Annotated in this window: 20 protein-coding genes; 18 read left to right on the top strand and 2 right to left on the bottom strand. The window is 64.3% G+C overall.

The window, feature by feature from the left end; all coding sequences use genetic code 11:
• Positions 1 to 45: 45 nt before the first annotated feature.
• The 7 genes from JQ574_RS00895 (at position 46) to JQ574_RS00865 (ending at position 7347) form a co-directional block, all read left to right on the top strand.
• A complete protein-coding gene (locus JQ574_RS00895; protein WP_212383167.1) occupies positions 46 to 1236 on the top strand; it encodes a CaiB/BaiF CoA-transferase family protein in 1191 nt (396 codons plus the stop codon).
• Positions 1237 to 1267: 31 nt separating this feature from the next.
• The gene (locus JQ574_RS00890) at positions 1268 to 2440 is read left to right on the top strand and encodes an aminoglycoside phosphotransferase family protein (RefSeq protein WP_212208301.1); all 1173 of its coding nucleotides are present in this window, start codon (positions 1268 to 1270) and stop codon (positions 2438 to 2440) included.
• 358 nt (positions 2441 to 2798) lie between these two features.
• Complete coding sequence (locus JQ574_RS00885; protein ID WP_212383165.1) at positions 2799 to 3656, top strand: branched-chain amino acid ABC transporter permease; 858 nt, start codon at positions 2799 to 2801, stop codon at positions 3654 to 3656.
• Complete coding sequence (locus tag JQ574_RS00880; protein WP_212208303.1) at positions 3653 to 4702, top strand: branched-chain amino acid ABC transporter permease; 1050 nt, start codon at positions 3653 to 3655, stop codon at positions 4700 to 4702. Before JQ574_RS00885 ends, JQ574_RS00880 begins: the two co-directional genes overlap by 4 nt.
• A 1-nt stretch (position 4703) precedes the next feature.
• Positions 4704 to 5402 (top strand): ABC transporter ATP-binding protein, encoded by a 699-nt coding sequence (locus JQ574_RS00875; protein WP_212208421.1) that lies wholly within the window; start codon positions 4704 to 4706, stop codon positions 5400 to 5402.
• Positions 5399 to 6094, top strand: coding sequence for an ABC transporter ATP-binding protein (locus JQ574_RS00870; RefSeq protein ID WP_212208304.1), 696 nt, complete (start codon positions 5399 to 5401; stop codon positions 6092 to 6094). The genes JQ574_RS00875 and JQ574_RS00870 overlap by 4 nt, the downstream gene beginning before the upstream one ends.
• 35 nt (positions 6095 to 6129) lie before the next feature.
• Positions 6130 to 7347, top strand: coding sequence for an ABC transporter substrate-binding protein (locus JQ574_RS00865; RefSeq protein ID WP_212208305.1), 1218 nt, complete (start codon positions 6130 to 6132; stop codon positions 7345 to 7347).
• Positions 7348 to 7430: 83 nt separating this feature from the next.
• On the opposite strand, the gene JQ574_RS00860 is transcribed toward JQ574_RS00865, so the two are convergent.
• Positions 7431 to 8450 carry a zinc-binding dehydrogenase gene (locus tag JQ574_RS00860; protein ID WP_212208306.1) on the bottom strand — a complete coding sequence of 340 codons (1020 nt, stop codon included), beginning with the start codon at positions 8448 to 8450 and terminating at the stop codon, positions 7431 to 7433.
• A 235-nt stretch (positions 8451 to 8685) separates the two neighbouring features.
• Between JQ574_RS00860 and JQ574_RS00855 the strand changes: the two genes are divergently transcribed.
• The 7 genes from JQ574_RS00855 to JQ574_RS00825 are packed head-to-tail and all read left to right on the top strand — an operon-like array spanning position 8686 to position 16076.
• Positions 8686 to 10344 carry an AMP-binding protein gene (locus JQ574_RS00855; protein ID WP_212208307.1) on the top strand — a complete coding sequence of 553 codons (1659 nt, stop codon included), beginning with the start codon at positions 8686 to 8688 and terminating at the stop codon, positions 10342 to 10344.
• Positions 10341 to 11102, top strand: coding sequence for an SDR family NAD(P)-dependent oxidoreductase (locus tag JQ574_RS00850; RefSeq protein WP_212208308.1), 762 nt, complete (start codon positions 10341 to 10343; stop codon positions 11100 to 11102). Before JQ574_RS00855 ends, JQ574_RS00850 begins: the two co-directional genes overlap by 4 nt.
• A 10-nt stretch (positions 11103 to 11112) precedes the next feature.
• Entirely contained in the window at positions 11113 to 11898 is a 786-nt protein-coding gene (locus tag JQ574_RS00845; protein ID WP_212208309.1) for an SDR family NAD(P)-dependent oxidoreductase, read from the top strand.
• A gap of 39 nt (positions 11899 to 11937) precedes the next feature.
• On the top strand, positions 11938 to 13188 hold the full coding sequence (locus JQ574_RS00840; protein WP_212208310.1) for an acyl-CoA dehydrogenase family protein: 1251 nt from the start codon (positions 11938 to 11940) through the stop codon (positions 13186 to 13188).
• Positions 13185 to 14225, top strand: coding sequence for a phosphotransferase family protein (locus JQ574_RS00835; protein WP_212383163.1), 1041 nt, complete (start codon positions 13185 to 13187; stop codon positions 14223 to 14225). Before JQ574_RS00840 ends, JQ574_RS00835 begins: the two co-directional genes overlap by 4 nt.
• Complete coding sequence (locus JQ574_RS00830; RefSeq protein WP_212208312.1) at positions 14222 to 14908, top strand: nitroreductase; 687 nt, start codon at positions 14222 to 14224, stop codon at positions 14906 to 14908. Before JQ574_RS00835 ends, JQ574_RS00830 begins: the two co-directional genes overlap by 4 nt.
• 16 nt (positions 14909 to 14924) lie before the next feature.
• On the top strand, positions 14925 to 16076 hold the full coding sequence (locus JQ574_RS00825; protein ID WP_312014615.1) for a CaiB/BaiF CoA-transferase family protein: 1152 nt from the start codon (positions 14925 to 14927) through the stop codon (positions 16074 to 16076).
• Here the strand turns inward: JQ574_RS00825 and JQ574_RS00820 are convergent, their stop codons facing one another.
• Complete coding sequence (locus tag JQ574_RS00820) at positions 16077 to 17216, bottom strand: acyl-CoA dehydrogenase family protein (protein ID WP_212208313.1); 1140 nt, start codon at positions 17214 to 17216, stop codon at positions 16077 to 16079.
• A gap of 82 nt (positions 17217 to 17298) precedes the next feature.
• Between JQ574_RS00820 and JQ574_RS00815 the strand changes: the two genes are divergently transcribed.
• The 4 genes from JQ574_RS00815 to JQ574_RS00800 are packed head-to-tail and all read left to right on the top strand — an operon-like array spanning position 17299 to position 22487.
• Positions 17299 to 18165, top strand: a complete 867-nt coding sequence (locus tag JQ574_RS00815; protein ID WP_212208314.1) for a FadR/GntR family transcriptional regulator — start codon at positions 17299 to 17301, stop codon at positions 18163 to 18165.
• A 50-nt stretch (positions 18166 to 18215) separates the two neighbouring features.
• Positions 18216 to 19025, top strand: coding sequence for an enoyl-CoA hydratase-related protein (locus tag JQ574_RS00810; RefSeq protein WP_312014616.1), 810 nt, complete (start codon positions 18216 to 18218; stop codon positions 19023 to 19025).
• 45 nt (positions 19026 to 19070) lie between these two features.
• Positions 19071 to 21269: an acyl-CoA dehydrogenase gene (locus tag JQ574_RS00805; protein WP_249119003.1), complete on the top strand. Its 2199-nt coding sequence runs from the start codon at positions 19071 to 19073 to the stop codon at positions 21267 to 21269.
• A gap of 12 nt (positions 21270 to 21281) precedes the next feature.
• Complete coding sequence (locus tag JQ574_RS00800; protein ID WP_212208316.1) at positions 21282 to 22487, top strand: CaiB/BaiF CoA-transferase family protein; 1206 nt, start codon at positions 21282 to 21284, stop codon at positions 22485 to 22487.
• Positions 22488 to 22542: the final 55 nt, after the last annotated feature.

Here is a 22542-nt window from a genome sequence, read left to right as displayed (position 1 = left end):
AACTTCAGCTACCGCGGCTCGCGCAACTCAATTGAGAGAACGACATTGTCAAAACCTCTGACCGGCATCCGCGTCCTCGACCTGTCGAAGGTCCTGGCAGGTCCGCTATGTGCGCAATATCTCGGTGATCTCGGCGCCGATATCATCAAGGTGGAGACCGTCGGGCAGGGCGACGAGACACGCGGCTGGCCGCCGTTTCCGGCGCCGGGCCTCGGCACGGTCTTTCTCAGCGCCAACCGCAACAAGCGCAGCATCGCCGTCGACATGAAATCGGAGAAGGGGCGCGAGATCGTTCATGCGCTGGCCAAATCCGCCGACGTCGCCATCGAAAGCTTTGGAACCGGTGTCGCCGAACGGCTGGGCATCGATGCACCGACGCTTCGCACCCTGAATGAGCGCCTGATTCATTGCAGCATCTCCGGGTTTGGCCGTGCGGGGCCGCTGAAGAACTCGCCCGGCTATGACGTGATCCTGCAGGCGTTCTGTGGGGTGATGTCGATGACCGGCGACCAGGACGGCGGATATATCCGCAGTCCGATCTCGCCGATCGACCAGATGACCGGCGTGCACGCCTTCAGCGGCATTCTGGCGTTGCTGTATGCGCGAGAAAAAACCGGGAAGGGCGGCGAGATCCAGGTCTCGCTGTTCGAAACTGCTCTGGGCCTGCTGGGCTATAATCTCCAGACCTTCTGGGAGCGCGGCGTTCAGCCGCCGAAATGCGGCTCGAGCCATGAATCGCTGTGTCCCTATCAGGCCTTCGAGGCGGCCGACGGGCCGATCATGATAGGGGTCGCGAACGACAATCTCTGGCGCAAGTTCTGCGCGGTCACCGGCTTGAGCACGATCGTCGATGATATCAGATTCAGGACCAATGCGGATCGCGTTGCGCACCGCAAGGAAACCCTCGGCCACGTCCAGGCGGCGCTGCGGCAAAATTCCGTCGCGCACTGGAACGAGGTGCTGACCGGCGTCGGCGTGCCCTGCGCGCCGATCAATTCGATCGCGCAATTGCTTGACCATCCGCACACCCAAGCGAGCGGCATCCTTGTCGAGTACGAGCACCAGACCGCGGGCAGGCTGAAGGGTGTCGGTCACCCCGTACTGATCAACGGCGCGGAACGTCGCGCAGGCAGGCCGCCGCCGGTGCTGGGACAGCACACCGACGATGTGCTGGGTGAAATAGGTCTGTCATCCGAAACAATCGGCGAATTGCGTCGGGAACGTGTGATCGGCTGAGCTTTGCGCCGCTTAAGGGGAAATTGAGAAGATGGGACAATCAACAGATACGGCCCTGGCCGCGCTGAAAATCAGTGGACGTGTCGCTTACGAGCGCCTGGCGCGGCCAATGGCGCGCCGGTTCGACGATGTGCCCTGCACACCTTACGCCGTCACGCCGGAATGGCTGACGGCGGTGATCTGCGGCAAGGTCCCGGGGGCCATTGTCACAGACGTTGAAGTCAAGCCTGCGAGTGCGGGCACCCACGAGCGGCATCAGTTGAAGGTCTCCTACAACGAGGAAGGTCGCCGCGCCGGCCTGCCGGTCTCGATCTTCACCAAGTCGCTGCCGAGCATCGTCACCCGCATGATCGGCGGCTTCAACGGCACGGCGCGCGTGGAGGGCAGCTTCTTTACGCAGATCCGCCCCCAGCTCGAGATCGAAGCCCCGCTGTGCTATCATTCCGCCTATGATCGGCGAACGTTCGCGGCGATCCATCTGCTGGAAGATCTGGTCGCAACCAAGTCGGCGACGTTCTGCAATTACAAGACATACGTCACCCGCGCCATGGCCGACGACATGATCGATCTCCTGGCGGCGCTGCACGGCCGCTTCTACGGCGATCCGACGCTGGCCGAACGCTACCGCTGGCTCGCTAGCTATCCCCGATGGTTCACCATCGGGGCTGCAAAAATGGGCACGGAGTATTACACAAGGAAAGCGTTTGACGCCGCCGCTCACGTCATTCCGGCTGCGGTCATGGCGCGCCGCGACGATGTCTGGCCGGCCACGATGCGCGCTCTTGCGCTGCATGACAGCGAGCCGCAGGGCCTCATTCACTCCGACGTGCATATCGGCAACTGGTACCGGACAGGCGCGGGCCAGATGGGACTGTGCGACTGGCAATGCCTTTCGCGCGGCCATTGGTCACGCGATTTTAGCTACGCCGTGACGGCGTCGCTGACGCCCGAGAATCGCCGGAGCTGGGAGCGTGAACTGCTGGCCCGCTATATCGAGCGGTTCGCGGAGAATACCGGCGTCAAGCCGGACTTTGATCTCAGCTTCCAGCGCTACCGGCAGCAGATCGTGCACGCGCTCGCAATGTGGACGATCACGCTGTGTCACTCGCCACTGTTGCCGAACATGCAGCCCGAGGCCACGACGCTGACGATGATCGAGCGGATGACGACGGCGATGGCCGACCTGGATGCGCTCGATAGTTGATCTTCGTTGGCTTGCAGCTGCGCGCGCCGAAATCCGTCGCATCGTTGAGCTTGCGTACTAATTCGACGAGCAAACTCCCGGCGTGACGGCATACGTGTGGCAGAGCAGCGCAGGCCAGTCGGCGTTTTGCGTTTGCGGGACATATAAGTATATGATAAACACGTGTACTAAATAACGGGCATAGACCCGGCTCCGCCGGCACGGCGGGAAAAGAAGCAGTTCGGCGTCACGCCCGCGATCGGATCGTCGGCGCGCGCTTAACGAGGCGGGAGGATGCTTTGCGGAAGCGGGTGCGCAAATTGGCGGCGTATCGGACGGACGCGTTTCGTCCGCGGACGCATGACGGAAGGGCGCCGGCGTGATCGCGCTGTTGATCGCCAATTCGCTGGCGCTTGCCTCGCTGCTGATCATGCTCGCCAGCGGCCTCGCGCTGATCTACGGGCTGCGCGACGTCATCAATTTCGGTCACGGCGCGATCTACATGCTCGGCGCCTATCTAGGCTACACCGTCTCGCTGGTCGGCGGATTCTGGCTGGCATTGATCGTGGTGCCGATCCTGCTCGCATTGCTTGGCATTGCCTTCGAATATCTGGCGCTGCGGCCGCTGCAAGGCCGGTCGCATATCGAGGTCGCGCTGGTCACGCTCGGCCTTGGCATCATCCTCGGACAGGTCATCATCTTCTTCTATGGCGGCGTTGCGCGCAGCGTCGATGCGCCGCAGATCCTGTCGGGCTCGGTCACAGTCCTGAACTTGTCCTATCCGGTCTACCGCATCTTCCTGATCGTCATGGGGCTGGGGTCGTGCGCGCTGCTGGCGCTCTGGCTCAGATACACATCGTCGGGACTCTATGTCCGCGCGGTGAGTCAGGATCCGTCCGTCGCGCGCATGATGGGCATCAATGCCGACCGGCTCAGCCTGCTGGTGACCAGTCTCAGCACCGCGTTCGCCGGTGTCGCCGGTGTACTGGCGGGTCCCTATCTGTCGATTGACCCGGGAATGGACGTCACGATGATCGTCAACTGCCTCATCATCGTGGTGATCGGCGGCACCGGAAGCATCGGCGGCGCGATCGTTGCAGCATTGCTGTTCGGCTTTATGCAGGTCGCGGGATCGGTCTTCCTGCCAAACATCGCGGCCCTGGTTCCCTACATCTTGCTGATGATCGTGTTGCTGGTCGCTCCCCGCGGCATCGGGCGCGGCAGGGTGCTCAATTGAGTAACCGGACAACGACCGCGGCAAGCGAGCGCGTTGCGCCGCTAGGCGCGATGGGCGGATCTTCCTTGCGCGTGCCGCTGACCCTTGTCGCGGTTGCGATCGTGGTCGTGGTCGGCGCGGTGGCGCCAACCCGCTTCGCCGGCGATTTCGTGCTCCGGTTGGCCAACGAAGGCTTGCTGCTCGGCATGCTCGCCCTCAGCGTCGCGTTCCTGATGAACCAGGCCGGACTGGTGGCGCTGGGCGCGGCGAGCATCTACGGCGGCTCCGGTTTGCTGTTCGCCATCGCGATGAACGACTGGAATCTGCCCCCGGCGTGGGCGTTGTGCGCCGCCTTTCTCATCATTGTCGTCTACGCCACGGTTCTGGGCGCGCTGATCGTGCGTACCAATCCGCTCGCCTTCATGATGCTGACGCTTGCCGCCGGCGAGATGATCAGCCACGCGGTCATGCTGGAGGCATTGCGCGACTATACCGGAGGCGCCGACGGCCTCGTCGTCAGCTTCAAGGGTACGGTATTCGGCATGGAGGCTGCGGACTTTGCCAGCCCGGCGCGGTTCTGGGTGGTGATGTGGGTCGCCGCATGGCTTTCCGGATTGGCGCTGTGGGCCGTGGGCCGCTCCCGCCTCGGCGCCATCCTGCGCGCGGTGCGGGAGAACGAGGAGCGCATGCGGTTCTCGGGGTTCGACACCTATTTGCCGCGCCTGATCGCCTATGTCCTCGTCAACATCGTCGCCGCCGTCGCCGGCCTGCTGCATGTACTCAACGCCGGCTTCGTCTCGCCGGAGAGCCTCGGGATCTCGGTCAGCACCAATTCGCTGGTCGCAGCCCTGATGGGCGGCATCGCCGGCTCCGTGGGACCGCTGCTGGGCGGCGTGATCTTCTCCTTTGCGCAGGATGAATTCGGCGCGCGCGGGCTCACGCAGCTTTTGACCGGCATCGCCATCGTCGTGTTCATCGTGGTTTTCCCGCGCGGTGTCGTCGGCGGACTGTCGAGCATGGCATGGCTGCGGAAGCTTGCGTTCGGCGGACGACGGGAGACGTCCTGACATGCTCAAGATCGAGAATCTTTCGGTGAGCTATGGATCGGTCCGCGCCTTGTCGGACGTCGACCTGGAAGTCCTTGGCGACGGCATCCTTCACGGCGTCATTGGTCCGAACGGCGCCGGTAAATCCACACTGCTCGACGCGGTTTGCGGCCGCCGCCGTCCGGTTGCGGGAACCGTTCACTATCGCAACGAGGATATCACGCGGCGCTCGGTGGCCTGGCGGCGCCGGCAGGGCATGGCGCGCTCGTTTCAGCGCACCAGCGTATTCCAGGAACTGACCGTTCACGAGCAGCTTCATCTGGTTGCGCAGCATCTTGGCGATAACAGGCTCGATGACGTGATCGAGGTGATGGATCTCGCCGGCTATCTGCACCAGAAGGCCGGCCGTATCGCTTATGGTGTGCAGCGCAGGGTGGACGTCGCTTTGGCCTTGATCGGCCGCCCGCATTTGCTGTTGCTGGATGAGCCGGGCGCAGGGCTTTCGGCGGCGGAGACGCTGCATCTGTTCGAGCATCTGCGCGATCTCGTGCGCGAACGGAAGATCGCGGCTGTCGTGGTGGAGCATGATGTCGACGCGGTATTCGCCTGCTGCGGCAAGGTCACCGTGCTCGACCTCGGCCGCCACCTCGCCACCGGCACGCCCCAGGAAATTCGCGCCGACCATCGCGTCGTCGCCGCCTATCTCGGAACCGCGGCATGAGCGCGCTCCGCATCGAGAGACTGGTTGCCGGCTACGGCGCCTCGACGGTGCTGCACGGGATCGACCTCACGGTCAATGAAGGGGAATCGGTCGCCGTCGTGGGCCGCAACGGGGCGGGCAAATCGACGCTGCTGCTCTCGGTTTTTCGCGAGACCAACATCATCTCCGGCGCGATCTGGGTACATGACAGCAGGGTCGATCATCTGCCCGGCTATATGGCGGCGAAACTCGGCATTTCGATTGCACCGCAGGGCCGTCGCATCCTGCCCAATCTGACCGTCAAGGAGAACCTGCTGCTCAGCAAGGCGACGGGCAGGGCGGGGTATTGGGATCTGAAAGCCGTCTACGAACTTTTCCCGGTACTCGAGGAGCGCGCGAACCGGCCCGGCACCATGTTGAGCGGCGGCCAGCAGCAGATGCTGGCGATCGGCCGGGCGCTGATGGCCAATCCGAGCCTCGTCTTGCTCGACGAGCCGTCAGAGGGCCTTTCGCCGGTGCTGATCGACGGGCTGGTCGGCGCGCTCAATACGATCCGCCAGGCCGGGACCGGCGTGCTGGTGGTCGAGCAGCATTTGAATTTGGTCAAGCGCGCGACCGATCGTTTCATCATTCTGGCCAAGGGAGAAGTCGTCGGTTCAGGACCGACACCGGCGATCGGTGCGCCTGAGAACCAGGCACTGATGGCGTTGTAATCAGAAAGTTTAAACCAGGCGTAGGGAGAGGACATATGAGGAAGGCACTTACCAGTACGGGCTTCGGCGCGCTGCTTTCGGCGGCTCTCGCCATCGCGATGGCAACGACGGCGCCGACCACAGCTTCCGCCAACGATACCGTCAAGATCGGCGTCCTGCTGATTGACAGCGGCCCGTTGGCCGGCCTGAAGGAAACCCAGACCAAAGCGGTCAATCTGGCGATCGAGCGGATCAATGCCGCCGGCGGTGGTGCCGGCAAGAAGCTTGAAGCCGTCTTCATCACCTATCCCGGCACGCCGGACACTGCCGTGGACGGCGCCACCCGTGCCGTCCAGAAGGATGGCGCGTTGTTCATTACCGGAATGGACACCTCATCCGTCTCGCCTGCGCTGCAGGCAAAGCTTCCCGCATTGAAAGCGCTGATGGTCGAAGTGATGGCCAATGCCGACAGTCTGACCGGCAAGGGCTGTTCGCCGAACTATTTCCGGGTCAACGCCAACGATTCGATGATCATGGGTTCCTACAGGGAATTCCTGAAGGACCAGGGCGTCAAGAAATGGGACATCATCGCAGTCGACTATGCGGCAGGGCGCGACTCCGCCGACAAATTCAAGGGCCTGATTACCTCGCAGGGTGGAACGATCGCGAAGACGTTGTTCACCCCGTTCGGAACGCCGGACTTCGGCGCCAAGATTTCCGAGCTCGGCGCAGAACCGGCTGATGGTCTGTTCGTGACGATCTTCGGCAGCGACGCCATCAACCTTGCCAAGCAGCAACAGCAGTTCGGCCTCTTCAAGAAGTACAAGATGGTGCTGGGAAATTCCTTCGTGATCCCGCAAACGCTGCCCGCGCAGGGCGACACGGTGCTCGGCGTCTATCAGAACATCGGCTTCGTTGCCGGTTTTCCGGGCGCACAGGCCGAAGCCTTCGTGAAGGCCTACAGCGAAAAGTACAACGGCGAACTGCCGCCTTACACCGGCGCTGACCAGTACGCTGCCATTGAGCTGATCGCGGCCGCCCTCAACAAGGCGAATTCGACCGACATCAACGCCGTGCGGGCGGCGCTGTCGGGCCTCAAGGCGGATACGGTGCTTGGCGACGTGGAGATGCGCGCGGGCGACCACCAGGCCGTGCGGCGGATGGCGATCAGCCAGATCCTGCCGGGCAAGGACGGCAAGCCGACCTACCACATCAAGAAGATCGAGCCGGGCCCGGACATCATTCCGCCGGTCGATCCCGCCTGCAAGAAGTGAGCAATCCGGCGCCGATGTCGATCAAGTTTCGATACCGGCGCCGAATTGTCTTTGCCGGGCGGCGCCCTTTCGCAGCCTGCCTGTCACGCCACCAGCGACACCTTGCCGAACTGCGCCCCGGACGCGAGATGATCGAATGCGGCGCGTATGTCCGCCATCTCAAAGGTCGTATCGATCACCGGTCTCACCAGACCGCGATTGAACACATCGAGCAGCTGGCGGAATTCGGCGAGGCTGCCGCCGGTCGACCCGTAGATCTCCAACTGGCGGATGAACACGCGCTGCAGATCGGCCGGAGGGTTGGAGCCCGTCGTCGCGCCGCAGGTGACAAGCCGCCCTCCGCGCCGCAGCGACCGCAGCGATTCGCCCCAACTTGCTTCGCCGACGCTGTCGATCACCATATCGACGCCGCCATTGCTCATTTGCAGGATCGCGTTCGAAACCCGGTCTTTTTGATAGTTGACGCCGCCGCTGGCGCCCAGCGCGATCGCGCGCTCGATCTTGGCGTCGCTGGACGAGGTGACGAAGACCCGCGCGCCCACCAGTTTTGCGAGCTGCAGGCAGGCGACGGCGACGCCCCCGCCGATGCCGACGATCAGCACGCTCTCGCCGGGCTGCAAGGTCTTCTTGCCGAACAGCATGCGCCAGGCGGTGAGGTGGCCCGTCATCAGCGCGCCGGCCGCGACCAGATCGGCGTCGTCGGGCAGGGGCAGGAAACATCGGCTCGGCATCGCGATATATTCGGCAAAGCCGCCATGGCGGTGCTCGCCCATGATCTTCACGTTCTCGCACAGCGGTTGGTCGCCGGCGAGGCAATAGCGGCATTTGTTGCAAAACGCCTCGGAAAACAGGACGGCCTTCATGCCGGGCTTCAGCCCGCTGCCGGACTCGGCCTCGACGATCTCGCCCGCGGCCTCTACGCCCATCACCTGCGGCAAGGTGTGCGTGATACCCGCTCCGTTGTCGCGCATATAGAGATCGACGCGATTGAGCGACGAGGCTGCGACCTTGAGTACGGACTCGCCGGGGGCAGGGGCCGGATCGGGAAAATCCCGCCAGCTGACGCCTTCGGCTCCGCGCCGTTCCAGGACCGCCGCTTTCATGGTGCCTTCTCCTGCTTTGCCCGTCGCGCGTTCCGGTATTCGGACACACGTTTATCATATGCGTCCTGTGCTTGTTCCCTCAAGGCGCCGTCGCGCCCGCCGCGGTCGGGATGCGGTCCGGTGTCGATAGGTGAACGGACCGGTCGATTTTGCAGTTGCGGTTCATTCTAAAACTAGTACACTAGCTAACGAATAGGCCGTCAAGCGCCGCGATAAGATTTCAGGGAGAGAACGCATGAGCGGAAATCGATTTGATCCCGTCGCCCACGCAACGTCGATGCGCGCAGGCGGCTTCTGGATCGACAAGAGCTTCGACGAGTTTCTGCAAGCGACCATCGCGGCCACGCCGGGAAAGCTCGCCCTTCTGGCCGACCGCGCCGATCGCCCCGAGGCCAAGCGCTTCACCTATGCCGAACTCGGCGATCTGATTTCGCGGGCGGCGGCCGCCTTGAAGGGCCTCGGGATCGGTCCTCGCGACGTCGTCTCGGTTCAGCTTCCCAATTGGTGGGAGTTTGCCGTGATCGCGCTCGCCGCGTTCCGGGTCGGCGCCGTCGTCAACCCCCTGATGCCGATCTTCCGCGAACATGAGCTGAGCTACATGCTCGACTTCGCGGAAACCAAGCTTCTGATCGTGCCAAAACTGTTCCGTGGCTTCGATCACGAGGCGATGGCGCAGTCGCTGCGGCCCAAACTGTCAAAGCTGCAGCACATCATCGTCGTCGACGGCGAGGGGGCGAACAGCTTCGACCAGGCGCTGCTCTCCGGCAGCGATCGTCTCGGCTCGCCCCCGATCGGCGAGATCGGCGCGCTGCCCGCAGATCAGATGGCCGTGTTGATGTTCACCTCGGGCACGACAGGTTCGCCCAAGGGCGTCATGCATTGCCTCAATACGCTGCTGGCCTGCAATATCGCGCTGGCCGGCCGCTTCGGCCTCGACACCAACGACACCATGCTGGTCTGTTCGCCGCTCGGCCACATGACCGGATTTGCGGCCGGCATGCTGCTCGGCCTCAAGATCGGCGCCACCGTCGTCTTCCAGGACGTGTGGGAGCCGAAACGCGGCATCGCGATCATGGCCAATGAGGGCGTAACCTATTCGGCTGGCGCTGCGACGTTCCTCGCCGACATGTGCGAGGCGGTCGCGGCGGGCGCGGCAAAGCCTGCGCGGCTGCGCAAATTCCTGTGCGCCGGTGCGCCAATTCCGCCGGCGTTGATCGATCGCGTCTACCGCGAACTCGATCTCAAGGTCTGTTCGCTGTGGGGCATGACGGAATCGCTGTCGAGCACATTGACCGAGCCCGAGCGCGCGCTCGAGAAATCGTCGAAGACCGACGGTCGCCCGCTGGAGGGCGTTGCCGTAAAGGTGCTTCGCATGGATGGATCACCGGCGCCGGTCGGCGAGAAGGGGCTGCTCAAGGTGCGCGGCGCCCAGATGTGCCTCGGCTACTACAAGCGCGCCGACATGGAGCCGTTCGACGCCGAGGGGTGGTTCGACACCGGCGACATGGCTTACATGGACGACGAGGGCTACATCCGCATCGACGGCCGCATCAAGGACATCATCATCCGCGGCGGCGAGAACGTGCCGGTCTTCGATATCGAGAACCTGCTGTTCAAGCATCCCGCCGTGCTTTCGACCGCGATCGTGGGGTATCCCGACCCGCGACTGGGCGAGCGGGCCTGCGCATTCGTGGTGCTGCGTCCCGGCCAGACGCTCGATCTGGCCGCCGTGCAGGCCCTGATGGCGGAGCACAAGGTCGCGAAACAGTATTGGCCGGAACGCGTCGAGATCGTCGCCGATCTGCCGAAGACCCCGGCGGGCAAGGTGCAGAAATTCCAGCTACGGGAGATCGCAAAGGCCTTTGCCGAACCGCCGCACAAGGCCAGCGCATGAATTCCCGCCTTCAGGGCCGCGTGTGCGTCGTCACCGGCGCCGCGCGCGGAATCGGCCTTGCGATCGCCGAGCGCTTCGGCCAGGAGGGCGGTCGTATCGCCTGTGTCGACGTCAGCGCGCGCCGGCTGGAGCCTGCGGTCGAGGGATTGAAGAGCAAGGGGTTCGACGCCAGGCCCTATGAGGTCGATGTCGGCAAGCGCGACGATGTCCATGCCCTGTTTGCGCGGATCGAGCGCGAGTTCGCGGCGCCGGTAGCCGTGCTGGTCAACAATGCGGTCTTTGCGCGCTTCGAGCCGCTGGCGCAGATCGAAGTCGAGACCGTCGACCGCATGTTCGCGGTGGGGGTGCACGGCCTGATCTGGACCACGCAAGCGGCGGCGCCGCAGATGGAGCGCCGCGGCGGCGGCTCGATCGTGAATTTAAGTTCCGTGTCGGCGTTCAACCCCGCCAAGGACTCGATTGCCTATTCCGCCCTGAAGGCTGGCGTCGTCGGCCTCTCCCGGGCATCGGCGATCGAACTCAGTGCAAAGAAAATTCGCGTCAACGTGATCGCGCCGGGCATGATCGGCACGCCGGCCTCGATCGCGCAATTCGATGAAGCAACGATCGCCACGCGTCAGGCCGAGATGCCGGCCGGCCGCTTTGGCGAACCGGAAGAGATCGCAGCCCTTGCTGCATTCCTCGCCAGCGACGACGCGAGCTACATCCAGGGCGCCGTCGTCACCGCCGACGGCGGCTGGACCATCCCTGCCAGATAGGAGAAGCGCGATGAAGCGACTGGAGGGCAAGCGCGCGGTCGTTACCGGCGGCGGCAGCGGCATCGGCCGCGCCAGCGCGATCCGTTTCGCACGCGAAGGCGCTTCCGTGCTGGTGGTCGGCCGGGCCGGCAATACCGAGGAAACCGCGGCAGCGATCCGGGGCGAAGGCGGTATTGCATCGGCGTTGATCACGGACGCGGCGGTCGAGGAAAACGTTGCCGAGATCGTCCGGCGCTGCGTGGCGGAATTCGGCGGTCTCGAAATCTTCTTCGCCAATATCGGCGTCACCGGAACCAACACGCCGCTGCTGGAGCAGACGGTCGAGGAATGGTCTGAAGTCTACCGCATCAACACCATCAGCTGCTTTCTCGCCATCAAATATGCCGGCCGGCACATGACGGCGCAGGGCTACGGCTCCATCATCCTGACCTCGTCGGCCGCTTCGCTGCGCGCCAATGCCGGCGCCATTTCCTACAGCGCGAGCAAGGCGGCGGTGAACAATCTGGCGCAGACGGCGGCCAATGCCTTTGCCGGCACCGGCGTACGCGTCAACGCCGTGCTGCCGGGGCTGGTCGAAACGCAGCTGACCCGAAAAGTGTTCGAAGATGCGCGCGCGCGGGGCGTCGAAGCCAAGCTCGGCCATGTGACGCCGATGAAACGCCCCGGGCGCTCCGAGGAGATCGCCGCCGCCGCTGCTTTCCTGGCCAGCGATGATTCTTCCTATGTGGACGGACAATTGCTCTCGGTCGACGGCGGCGTCAGCAGTACCCACCCTTATGGGCGGATCGCGCTCTAGCAGCGACCCAAAACAAAAGAGAGCACCGGGAGAGGCGCCATGGACTTCGAACTGCCCAAGGAAATCACCGACAAGCTGGCCGAACTGGACGCCTTCATCGAAGCCGAGATCAAGCCGCTCGAGCGCGACAACATCAAGTTCTTCGATCATCGCCGCGAGAATGCTCGAACCGACTGGGATGATGACGGACGCCCGCGCACCGAATGGCGCACGCTGATCAGCGAAATGGAGCGCCGTGCCGACAAGGCAGGGCATCTGCGCTACGGCCTGCCGAAATCATGCGGCGGCCAGGCTGCATCCAATCTTGCGATCGCGGCGATCCGCGAGCACCTCGCCGCCAAGGGACTCGGTCTGCACAACGATCTGCAGGACGAATCCTCGATCGTCGGCAATTTCCCGATCATTCCGGCGCTCGCCGACTACGGCACCGAGGAGCAGAAAAGCTATATCGAGGGCATCATCACCGGAAAGAAACACCTTTCCTTCGCCCTGACCGAACCCGGGCATGGCAGCGACGCGACGTGGCTGGAAACGGAAGGCGTGCGCGATGGTGATCATTGGGTCATCAATGGGCGTAAGCGCTGGAACAGCCAGGTGGCCCGCGCCCATGCCAATCTGGTGTTTGCGCGCACCTCCGGCAAGCCGGGCGAGGCCAGGGGCATCACTGCCTTCATCGTTCCGACCGACACGCCCGGTCATCACGTCCTCTACAATCACTGGACGTTCAACATGCCCAGCGATCATGCGGAGACGGAACTGGTCAATGTGCGCGTGCCCGACAGCGCGATTTTGCACAAGGAGGGCGAGGGCCTCGTCGTCGCGCAGCGCTTTGTGCACGAGAACCGCGTGCGCCAGGCGGCGGCGAGCGCGGGCGCCGCGCGCTACTGCATCCTGAAGGCGGTCGAATACGCCAAGACACGCGTCGCCTTCGGCGAGCCGCTCGCGCGCAAACAGGCGGTGCAGTTTCCGCTGGTCGAGCTGTGGTCGGAATACGAACTGGTGCGCAACTTCATCTTCCGCACGGCCTGGCAGATGGACCGCCAGAACCCGCTGGAGATCAGCGACATGGTCTCGATCTGTAACTTCCGCGCCAACCGGCTGTGCTGCGAGGCGGCCGATCGGGCAATGCAGGTGCATGGCGGCATCGGCTACAGCCGTGCAATGCCGTTCGAGCACATCTACCGGCACCATCGCCGTTATCGGATCACCGAGGGCACCGAGGAGGTGCAGATAAGGCGCGTCGCCCAATACCTGTTCAACTTCAGCGGCAAGCGTGCGAGCAGCGGATGACCGGGGCTGATGCCTCCGACCGCGGCATCGAGTTCGACGTGGCGCGGCTCGATGAATATCTGAAGGATTGGCTCGGCGGCACTGATTCGACGCGGGTGGAACGCACGCATGGCGGGATGTCGAACCCGACATATTTTGTCAGCCGCGGCGGGTGGCGCGCGGTGCTGCGCAAGCAGCCGAAGAACGTGCTGCCGTCGGCGCATGCGATCGACCGCGAATTTCGTGTGCTAACGGCGCTGCAAGGCAGTTCCGTCCCGACGCCAAAACCCTATCGGTACTGCGAGGATCGCGGGATCGTCGGGACGCCGTTCTATCTCATGGAATGGCTGGACGGCCGCGTCTTCAGCGAGTTCGGCACCCCAGGACTTGCCCGCGCCGAGCGCGCCGAGCTGTTCCGCTCGATGTGTGCCGCACTGGCCGCCATCCACAGGCTGGATTATCGGGCGCTGGGGCTGGGGGATTTCGGCCGGCCCGGCAACTATTTTGCCCGCCAGCTCAAGCGCTGGTCGGAGCAATGGACAAAATTCCGTCGCGGCGACGATGATAACCCCGCGCTCGACAGGATGGTGCGTTGGCTAGCCGAGCGCCTGCCCGAAAGCGAGACCGTCGCGCTGTGCCACGGCGACTTCCGCATCGCCAACGTGATGTTCCATCCAACAGAGCCGCGCGTGATCGGCGTGCTCGACTGGGAGCTCTCGACGCTCGGGCATCCCCTCGTCGATCTCGCCTTCAACAGCCAGGCCTGGCTGATGGCGCCGGACGAGAACGGCGGATTGCTCGGCCTGCCGCTCGAGGAGATGGGGATTCCGTCTGAGCGCGACTATCTGGAGCTCTATTACGAGCTGTCCGGCGCGACCGAGCGCCTCACGCGTTTCCATCAGGTGTTCGCGATGTTTCGCGGCGCGGTAGGCAGCGCCGGCGTCGCTGCGCGCGGCGATCTCGGCACCGGGGTGTTGCCGGACGCGGCGCGTGTCGGACGGCATCTGGCGCGGGCCTATGCCGCGCGCGGTGTCGCGTTGATCGAGGAAGAACGATGAGCATGCGCGAACGGCCGGCCATGAGCATCGATCAGGCGATCCGGCGCCGCCGCTCGGTGCGTGGCTTTTTGCCCGATGAGGTCCCGGAAGCGACGTTGCGTGAGGTGTTCGAGCTTGCCCAATGGTCGCCATCGAACTGCAACGTGCAGCCCTGGACGCCGCATGTGGTATCCGGCGAGGCCTTGAAACGGCTGCGCGAAGCATTGGTCGCGGCCGGGATGCGGGACGAGCCGATCAGGCCGGACTGGCCGGCTGACGGCAAGTTCACCGGCATCTACCGCGAGCGGCAGGTGGACGCGGCGCAGAAACTATACGGCGCGATGGGAGTCGAGCGGAGCGACGTGGTTGGCCGCAAGATGGCCTATATCCGCAATCACGCCTTCTTCGACGCGCCGCATGCCGTATTGATCTTCATGCCGGCGCCGTTCGATACCCGCGAGGCGGCCGATATCGGCATGTATGCGCAGACCCTGATGCTGGCGCTGACCGCGCGCGGCATCGCGTCCTGCGCGCAGGGCGCGCTCGGACTGTTCCCAGAAATCATCCGCGAACAGCTCGGCATTCCCGCCAATTACAAACTGCTGTTCGGCGTTTCGTTTGGCTACGAGGATCGCAGTATCAAGGCCAACGCGGCGCGCGTCGGCCGCGCTGATATCGACGCTGCCGTCCGGTTCCACCGCTGAAAGAGGAGATTTCACCGTGACGGGACCGCTGAACGGCTTTCGCGTCATCGAGATGGGCGGGATCGGGCCTGCGCCATTCGCTGGAGCGCTGCTCGGCGATCTCGGCGCCGACGTCCTGCGGATCGATCGCATCGCCAAACCGGGCGTCGAGCCGGATTTGCCGCCGCGCTTCGACTTCTACAATCGCAACAAGCGCTCGGTCGCGTTCGACCTCAAGCAACCGCAGGCCGTGACGGCCGTGCTGAATCTCGTGGCCGGAGCGGACGCTCTGATCGAAGGATTTCGTCCCTCCGTGATGGAGCGGCTCGGGCTCGGTCCCGACATTTGCCACGGGATCAATCCGGGGCTGGTCTACGCGCGCATGACGGGCTGGGGGCAGGAGGGGCCGATGGCGCAGGAAGCAGGCCACGACATCAACTACCTTGCGCTGACGGGTGCGTTGCATTGTCTTGGTGATGCCGATCGGCCACCGCCGCCGCCGCTCAATCTGGTCGCCGATCTCGGCGGCGGCGCAATGTATCTGGTGGTGGGCCTGCTCGCGGCTTCGATGGAAGCGCGCCAATCGGGCCGCGGACAAACGATCGACGTCGCCATGATCGACGGCGTCACGCATTTGATGTCGGCGTTCCAGGCTTTCCGGCAGCAGGGCAGCTGGACCGGGCGGCGTGCCGATAACATCGTCGATGGTGGCGCGCCGTTCTACGGCAGCTACGCCACAAGCGACGGCAAGTTTATCGCGGTGGGCGCCATCGAGCCGCAATTCTACGCCAGTCTCCTGAAGGTGATGGGTATCGATGGAGAACATCTGCCGGATCAGAACGATCGCGCGGCGTGGCCACAGATGCGCAAGCGATTCGCGAAAGTCTTCGCAACGCATACGCGCGACGAATGGGTGGCGATAGCGGCGGGGCGCGACGCCTGTCTTGCGCCCGTATTGACGATCGACGAAGCGCCCGGCCATCCGCAGATGCAAATCCGTGAGGTCTATGCAAGGTTTGACGGAGTGCGGCATCCAAGCCCGGCGCCACGGTTTTCCCGCACGCCTTCCATGCTTCGCACGCCGACGCCCGCGCCCGGGCGCGACAGCCGGCAGGCGCTCGCGGACTGGGGCATTTCGCCTGACCAGATCACAGCGCTGGAAGCGACCGGTGCGATGGCGCAAGGGTGACTATCGAAGCAGTTCGCGCGCGATGACCACGCGCTGGATCTGATTGGTGCCTTCGAATATCTGGGTCAGCTTGGCGTCGCGCATCATGCGCTCGACGGGATAGTCCATGGTGTAGCCGTAACCACCGAATATCTGGACCGCGTCCGTTGTTACCTTCATGGCCATGTCGCTGCCGACGCATTTGGCCATGCTGGCGAGCACGTTGAGGCGTTTCCAGTCACCGGCGTCGCCGGCCCGAGCGCATTCATAGACGAGGGCACGCGCCGCCTCGATCTGCATGGCCATGTCGGCCAGCATGAATTGCACGCCCTGGAACTCCGAGATCGCCTTCTTGAACTGCTTGCGCTCCTTGGCGTAGGCAACGCACGCGTCGAGCGCGCCCTGGGCCAACCCGACGGACTGAGCACCGATGGTCGGCCGGTTGAGGTCGAGCGCGCGCATCGATGCCCTAAAACCCTTGCCTTCTTCCCCGACCAAATTCTCCGCAGGGATACGGACATTGTCGAAGAAGATCGGCGTGTTCGGCGCGCCGCGGAAACCCATCTTGCGCTCGTGGCGTCCGAACGAGACCCCCGAAATCGTCTTCGGTTCGACGATGAAGGCGCTGATTCCGTCGGCGCCCGCGGCGTCGCTGGTCCGCGCCATCACCACGATGTAGTCGGCGACGACGCCATAGCTGCACCATTGCTTGCGGCCGTTGAGGACGTAGCTGTCGCCGTCCTTGCGCGCGCGGGTGTTGATCGCGGTGACGTCGGAGCCGGCTTGAGGCTCGGATATCGCGATCGCCGTGACGACGCCGCCCCTTGCGATAATGGGCAGGTACTTGGCACGCTGCTCCTCGGAGCCGAAGTGAAGCAGCGGCATGATGAACATGGTGTTGAGCGCCGCGATCGAGGCGCAGGCCGGCGAGACCCTGGAGATCTCTTCCCGGGCGAGGCAGGCCATGGTCAGGTTGCCGTTCGGGCCGCCATAGCGTTCCGGCACCCAGAGCTGCATCAGCCCCATCTCGCCGAACAGCTTTACGAGTTCGAGCGGGAAACGGTCGGTCTCGTCGATCTCGGCCGCGATCGGCGCGACGTGCTTTGCGACCATTTTCCGCACGGTGTCGCGAAACGCGATCTGCTCCTCGGTGAAGCTCATGTTGATCCCTGGGTCATCTTTTCTTGCCGGAAGCCAAAAAGGGACTTCCATTGAATGGGTGATCCATTTAATAATTCATCGCATGAGCACCAAGTCAAGCCCTCGCACGCCCGCCCGCCCCAGGTCATCGACGCCCAACCGGCGGGAGCGCACCCCCGATCACCGCGCGGCTGGAGCGCCGGCGGCGCCGGCATTCCGCCCGATCCACACGCGGCGTGCGTTCGAGGAAATCTGCGAGCGAATCCGCGAGCAGCTTGCGCTCGGCGTCCTCAAGCCGGGCGACAAGCTGCCGCCCGAGCGCGATCTGGCCCAGCAGCTCGGCGTCAGCCGCAACGTCCTGCGCGAGGCCTTGCGCAGCCTCGAGATGGCCGGCGTGCTTCGGCTGCAGAAGGGCGTCAAGGGCGGGGCCTTCATTCAGGAGGGCGATACCAGCCGCATGAACGGCGTCATGCGCGATATGCTGTCTCTCGGCACGATTTCGGTCCGGGAATTGTCCGAAGCACGCGTTCACGTGCTCGATCTCGTGGTGCGGCTGGCCTGTGCCAACGCGCGGAAAGCCGATCTCGACGCGCTAGAGGCCAATATCCGGCGCACCGAGGATGCGACGCGGGAGGGGCGGCTGCTGGACCGCGTCGAGTGCTCGCGCGAGTTCTACAAGCTGCTCGCTGCGTCGACCGGAAACAAGGTGATTGCCATGATCATGGATTCGGTCACCGAGATTCACATGCGCTTCGTCTACGCCAAGGTCTCGTCGAGCGGTGTCGCGATGGCGCAGCTGGCGGAAAAGCGGCGGCAATTCCTGGCGGCGCTCGGTGAACGAAACGTTGCGTCGGCGACGCGCCTGATGCGTGCCCATTTGGAATCCGTCCAGCGGATGCTGGAGCAGGACCCCGGCGCGATGTCGCTTCACGTCGCGTTGGCGGAGGTGCAGCCCGGAATGCGCAGATAGCCGAGAGTGGCTCGATCCACGCTCGAACAACTATAACAACGGAGGAAAATGTGTCCCACTACGCCAGATACGAATGCCTGTCGGTCGAGGTTGCGGACAAGGTCGCGACCGTGACCTTGAACCGGCCGCAAGCACGCAACGCCATCAATCAGAAGCTGATCCGCGAACTCCGGACCATCTGGGACGATCTGGCCGACGATCATGCCGTCAACGTTGTGGTGCTGACCGGCGCGGGCGACTTCTTCAGCGTCGGTGGCGACGTGAAGGCGATGTCGGAGCGGCCGGGCGGCGACGTCCTCGAAGAGGGCGAAGTCCACGACCCCATGATCAGCCGCCGTGGCGTGACCCGCCAGCTCGAACTCGACAAGCCGATCATTGCAGCGATCAACGGCGACGCCATCGGCCTTGCCGCGACCCACGCGCTTCTTTGCGACATCACGGTGATGGCGGAAGACGCGCGCATCGGCGATACCCACGTCTCGCGCGTCGGGCTCGTCGCCGGCGACGGCGGCACCGTGATCTGGCCGCTGCTGATCGGCATCAACAAGGCCAAGGAGTACCTGATCCGCGGCACGCTCCTGAAAGGCGCGGAGGCTGAGCGGATCGGGCTGGTCAACCACGTTGCGCCGCGTGCGGAGGTGCTCGCCAAGGCCCGCGAAATCGCGATTGAGCTAGCCAACGGCCCGACCTGGGCCATTCGCTGGACCAAGCTGTCGATCAACCAGGTCATCAAGGACCGCGTGAATATGATGCTGGAGGCCTCGATGGCGCTCGAGCAGGTGACGTTCGAGACCGCCGACCACAAAGAGGCGACCATGTCGTTCAAGGAGAAGCGCAAGCCGAAATACGGCAAGGCATAATCTCTCATGGATGCGGCCGGGCCTCCGAACGACGACATCGCCAAAATGCTTCGGGATTCCCTGCGCGGGTTTCTCGAGGCGCATTGGGCCGCAGGCGGCGGCAAGGAACGCCCGGCCCCGGACGATATCTCGGCGATCTGGGGCAAGCTCATCGGGCAGGGGGTGGCTGCGCTCGGGTCTGGCCCTGACGAAGGCGGCCTTCGCGAAATCCTGGTGGTGATGGAAGAACTTGGCCGCGCCGTGTGTCCGGCGCCGATGTGGTCCGCCGCGCTGGCCAACCTTGCGCTCTCGGGCACGCGCGCGGATGCCGCGGTGGAGCTGCTGCAAAAGCTGCATGCCGGCACGGCGGTGGCTGCTTTCTCCTTCGGCGCCCGCGACCCTGATGTGGGCGCAGGATCGATCCGGATTGACGGCTCGTGCGCAACAGGCGTGCTTCGTTTCGTCGAGGCGGCCGGTGCCACACATCTTCTCGTGGCCGTTGACGCCTGCCATCTTGCCCTCGTTCAACTGGATGCATCAGGCATTGTCCTCACGCCGACGCGCGCCATGGGCGCTTGGGGGCTCTGCGAGGTGTGGCTGGACTCGGCGCCGCTGACGCTGCTTCCGCTTGAGGGCGCCAATCTCGACGATATCAGCCTCAAGGCCCAGGTAGCATTGCTGGGGCGGGCATATGGCGCGGCCCGGCGGGCGTTCGAGCTGGCCGTGGACTATGCCAAGGAGCGTCACCAGTTCGGGCAACCAATCGCAAAGTTCCAGGCGATCCAGCACAAGCTTGCGGATGGCCTCATTGCGCTCGAAGGCGTCAGCCTCATCCTAGATCATGCGGCCAGGCTGCATGACATTGGCGACCGCAACTGGCGGTATTTCGTCGACTGCGCGGTCGCCTTTGGCGGCGACGCGCTGCGGCGCGTGTCGCTCGAGACCCAGCATACTTTCGGCGCCATCGGCTATGCCGAAGAGCACGAGGCCGCGCAACATTTCAAGCGCGTGCACCTGGACACGGTCGCGCTCGGCGGTGCGCCCGAGGCGCGGCGGCGGCTGGCTTCGTACTTGCTGGATCGCGGCGGCGCGCCGCTGCCGCACTACGATCTCGGTCCGGCCGGCAACGAGCTCCGCGACCAGGTGTGGCGATGGCTCGATCAGAACTGGTCGGGAGACAGGAAGGCGAGGTTCGACGAACAGCCGTTTGAAAAGCGTGAGTTCGACGCTGGCTTCGCGCGCGATATCGGCAAGACCGGATGGATCGGCCTCGGTTGGCCAAAGGAATTCGGCGGGCAGGGGCGTTCTCCGTTGGAGCAGATCGCATTCATGGAGACGATGGAGCAGGGCGAAGCACCGCGCATCGGCGCGTCGATCCAGGCCAACGCGCTGATGATGTTCGGCACGCCGGCGCAGCAGCAGAAGTATCTGCCGGAAATCCTGCGGGGCGAGGCCATGCACGGCATGGGCTACAGCGAGCCCCAGGCCGGCTCCGATCTCGCCGCGCTGCGTACCAGCGCGGTGCGGGACGGCGAGAACTGGGTCATCAACGGCCAGAAGATCTGGACCACGACCTGGTGGGGCAAATACATGTTTCTTGCGGCCCGGACCGACCGGAATGCCAACCCGCCGCACGCCGGCATCAGCATGTTCATCATCCCGATGAATGCGCAGGGCATTACGATCCGGCCGGCGGGCACGATGTATGACGGCACGTTTGCCAACATTTTCTACGATGACGTTCGCATTCCCCTGGAAAACATCGTCGGCGAGGTCAATGGCGGCTGGAAAGTCCTGACGGGCGCGCTCGCCTTCGAGCGCGGTCTGGTCGGCGGCGGCATCGTGCTGAAGGTGGCTCATGCCTTCGAGCAACTGCGCCGGCATGTGATGGCGGCCGAAGGCGATCGGCCGCCGCTCGCTCAGGATCCGGTCGTGCGCGACAAGATGGCGACTCTTGCCTGCGAAATCGAAGTTGGCCGGCAACTGATGATGCGCTGCGCCGAACTCGCGGCCGACGGCGTGACGCCGCCGGAATACGGCGCGATCAGCAAGGTCTATTCCGGCGAACTGATGGAACGCTTCGGCGAGGCGGCGCTCGATATTCTCGGCATGCGCGCCGCGATTTCCGAGCAGATGTCGGGCGCGATCGACAATGGACGGTTTGAACAGAACCTGCGGCATTCGCTGATGTGGGTGATCAGCATCGGGACCAACGAGATACAGCGCAGCCTGATCGCCCAGCGCGGGCTCGGGCTACCGAGATAGGAGGCAGGCAGCATGCAGGATGAAACATCGACATCACCCCTCGAGGGTGTGCGGGTGCTGGATTTCTCCATCATGCTGGCCGGGCCCTATTGCGCGCGGCTGCTGGCGGATGTCGGCGCGGAAGTGATCAAGGTCGAGCCGCCGGAAGGCGACGAGATGCGCCTGCGCGCGCCGGTGCGGGACGGCCACAGCGCCTATTTCGGCCAGCTCAATGCCGGCAAGCGGAGCATCGCGCTCGACCTGAAATCACCTGATGCGATCAGGCTCGTCCATCGTATGGTCGAAGACACCGACATCCTGGTCGAGAATTTCCGACCCGGTGTGATGGAGCGCCTGGGTCTCGGATATGAGGCGCTGCGAAAGATCAATCCGGGACTGATTTATTGCTCGATCTCCGGCTACGGCCAGACCGGCCCGCAGGCCGAGCGCGCCGCCTATGCGATGATCGTTCATGCCGAAAGCGGCTTCGATCGCACGTTGATGCGGTATGCCGGCGACCGCGACCGGCCGGCGGCAGGTGCGGTGTTCGTCGCCGATGTTCTCGGCGGCATTTTCGGCTTCTCGGCGATTCAGACGGCAATGGTGCAGCGCGCGCGGACCGGCGAAGGACAGCGCATCGATGTCGCCCTGATGGACTGCATGCTGAACCTCTTGGTGTATGAGCTGCAGGAAGCGCAGTTCTCCAGGCCGATGCCGCGGCCGACCTACGGGCCCGTGCGCACTGGGGATGGCGACATCCTGATCGCGCCGGTGTCGGCGCGCAATTTTGCGGCCCTTCGCGAGCTGACCGGCCTGCCGGAGCTTTCGTCCGACCCGCGGTTCGCATCGGTGCCGGCGCGCGGCGCGAACTGGACCGCGTTGATGCAGGTCATCGAAAAATGGACCATGCAATACACAATGGACGAATGCCTTGCCATGCTCGACGGGGCCGGCATTCCCTGCGCGCGCTTTCGAGACCCGGCCGAAGCGCTGAACGATTCCGATCTTGCCGGTCGCGGCACATTCGCGCCGATCGCTGACGCCGCCGGCGAGTTCAAGGGTGTCAACGCGCCGTGGCGAATGTCGGGTGCGCGTAGTGCGATCGGGCGGGGAATTCCGTCCATAGGATCGCACCGCGACGACGTGCTCGAACGCGTGCTTGGCCTGTCCGCGGATGAAATAGCAAAACTGGCCGCCTCCGGCGCGTTCGGAAAGCTCGCCAGAACGGCAGCGGAATAGAGCCGGCCGGAGAGAAAGACTGCATCAAAAAGCAAAAGAGACGACCTGATGGGAG

Source organism: Bradyrhizobium sp. AUGA SZCCT0158, from assembly GCF_018130065.1.
Classification (GTDB): domain Bacteria; phylum Pseudomonadota; class Alphaproteobacteria; order Rhizobiales; family Xanthobacteraceae; genus Bradyrhizobium.
Note: the sequence above shows the minus strand (reverse complement) of the source record. Positions and strands in the feature narration are given on the sequence as shown.

What these genes read in the sequence shown, in the direction of transcription:
- JQ574_RS00890 (WP_212208301.1), top strand. Translation starts at nt 1,268, where the DNA reads ATGGGACAATCAACAGATACGGCCCTGGCCGCGCTGAAAATCAGTGGA.
- JQ574_RS00875 (WP_212208421.1), top strand. Translation starts at nt 4,704, where the DNA reads ATGCTCAAGATCGAGAATCTTTCGGTGAGCTATGGATCGGTCCGCGCC.
- JQ574_RS00870 (WP_212208304.1), top strand. Translation starts at nt 5,399, where the DNA reads ATGAGCGCGCTCCGCATCGAGAGACTGGTTGCCGGCTACGGCGCCTCG.
- JQ574_RS00865 (WP_212208305.1), top strand. Translation starts at nt 6,130, where the DNA reads ATGAGGAAGGCACTTACCAGTACGGGCTTCGGCGCGCTGCTTTCGGCG.
- JQ574_RS00860 (WP_212208306.1), bottom strand. Translation starts at nt 8,450, where the DNA reads ATGAAAGCGGCGGTCCTGGAACGGCGCGGAGCCGAAGGCGTCAGCTGG.
- JQ574_RS00855 (WP_212208307.1), top strand. Translation starts at nt 8,686, where the DNA reads ATGAGCGGAAATCGATTTGATCCCGTCGCCCACGCAACGTCGATGCGC.
- JQ574_RS00850 (WP_212208308.1), top strand. Translation starts at nt 10,341, where the DNA reads ATGAATTCCCGCCTTCAGGGCCGCGTGTGCGTCGTCACCGGCGCCGCG.
- JQ574_RS00845 (WP_212208309.1), top strand. Translation starts at nt 11,113, where the DNA reads ATGAAGCGACTGGAGGGCAAGCGCGCGGTCGTTACCGGCGGCGGCAGC.
- JQ574_RS00840 (WP_212208310.1), top strand. Translation starts at nt 11,938, where the DNA reads ATGGACTTCGAACTGCCCAAGGAAATCACCGACAAGCTGGCCGAACTG.
- JQ574_RS00835 (WP_212383163.1), top strand. Translation starts at nt 13,185, where the DNA reads ATGACCGGGGCTGATGCCTCCGACCGCGGCATCGAGTTCGACGTGGCG.
- JQ574_RS00830 (WP_212208312.1), top strand. Translation starts at nt 14,222, where the DNA reads ATGAGCATGCGCGAACGGCCGGCCATGAGCATCGATCAGGCGATCCGG.
- JQ574_RS00820 (WP_212208313.1), bottom strand. Translation starts at nt 17,216, where the DNA reads ATGAGCTTCACCGAGGAGCAGATCGCGTTTCGCGACACCGTGCGGAAA.
- JQ574_RS00815 (WP_212208314.1), top strand. Translation starts at nt 17,299, where the DNA reads ATGAGCACCAAGTCAAGCCCTCGCACGCCCGCCCGCCCCAGGTCATCG.
- JQ574_RS00805 (WP_249119003.1), top strand. Translation starts at nt 19,071, where the DNA reads ATGCTTCGGGATTCCCTGCGCGGGTTTCTCGAGGCGCATTGGGCCGCA.
- JQ574_RS00800 (WP_212208316.1), top strand. Translation starts at nt 21,282, where the DNA reads ATGCAGGATGAAACATCGACATCACCCCTCGAGGGTGTGCGGGTGCTG.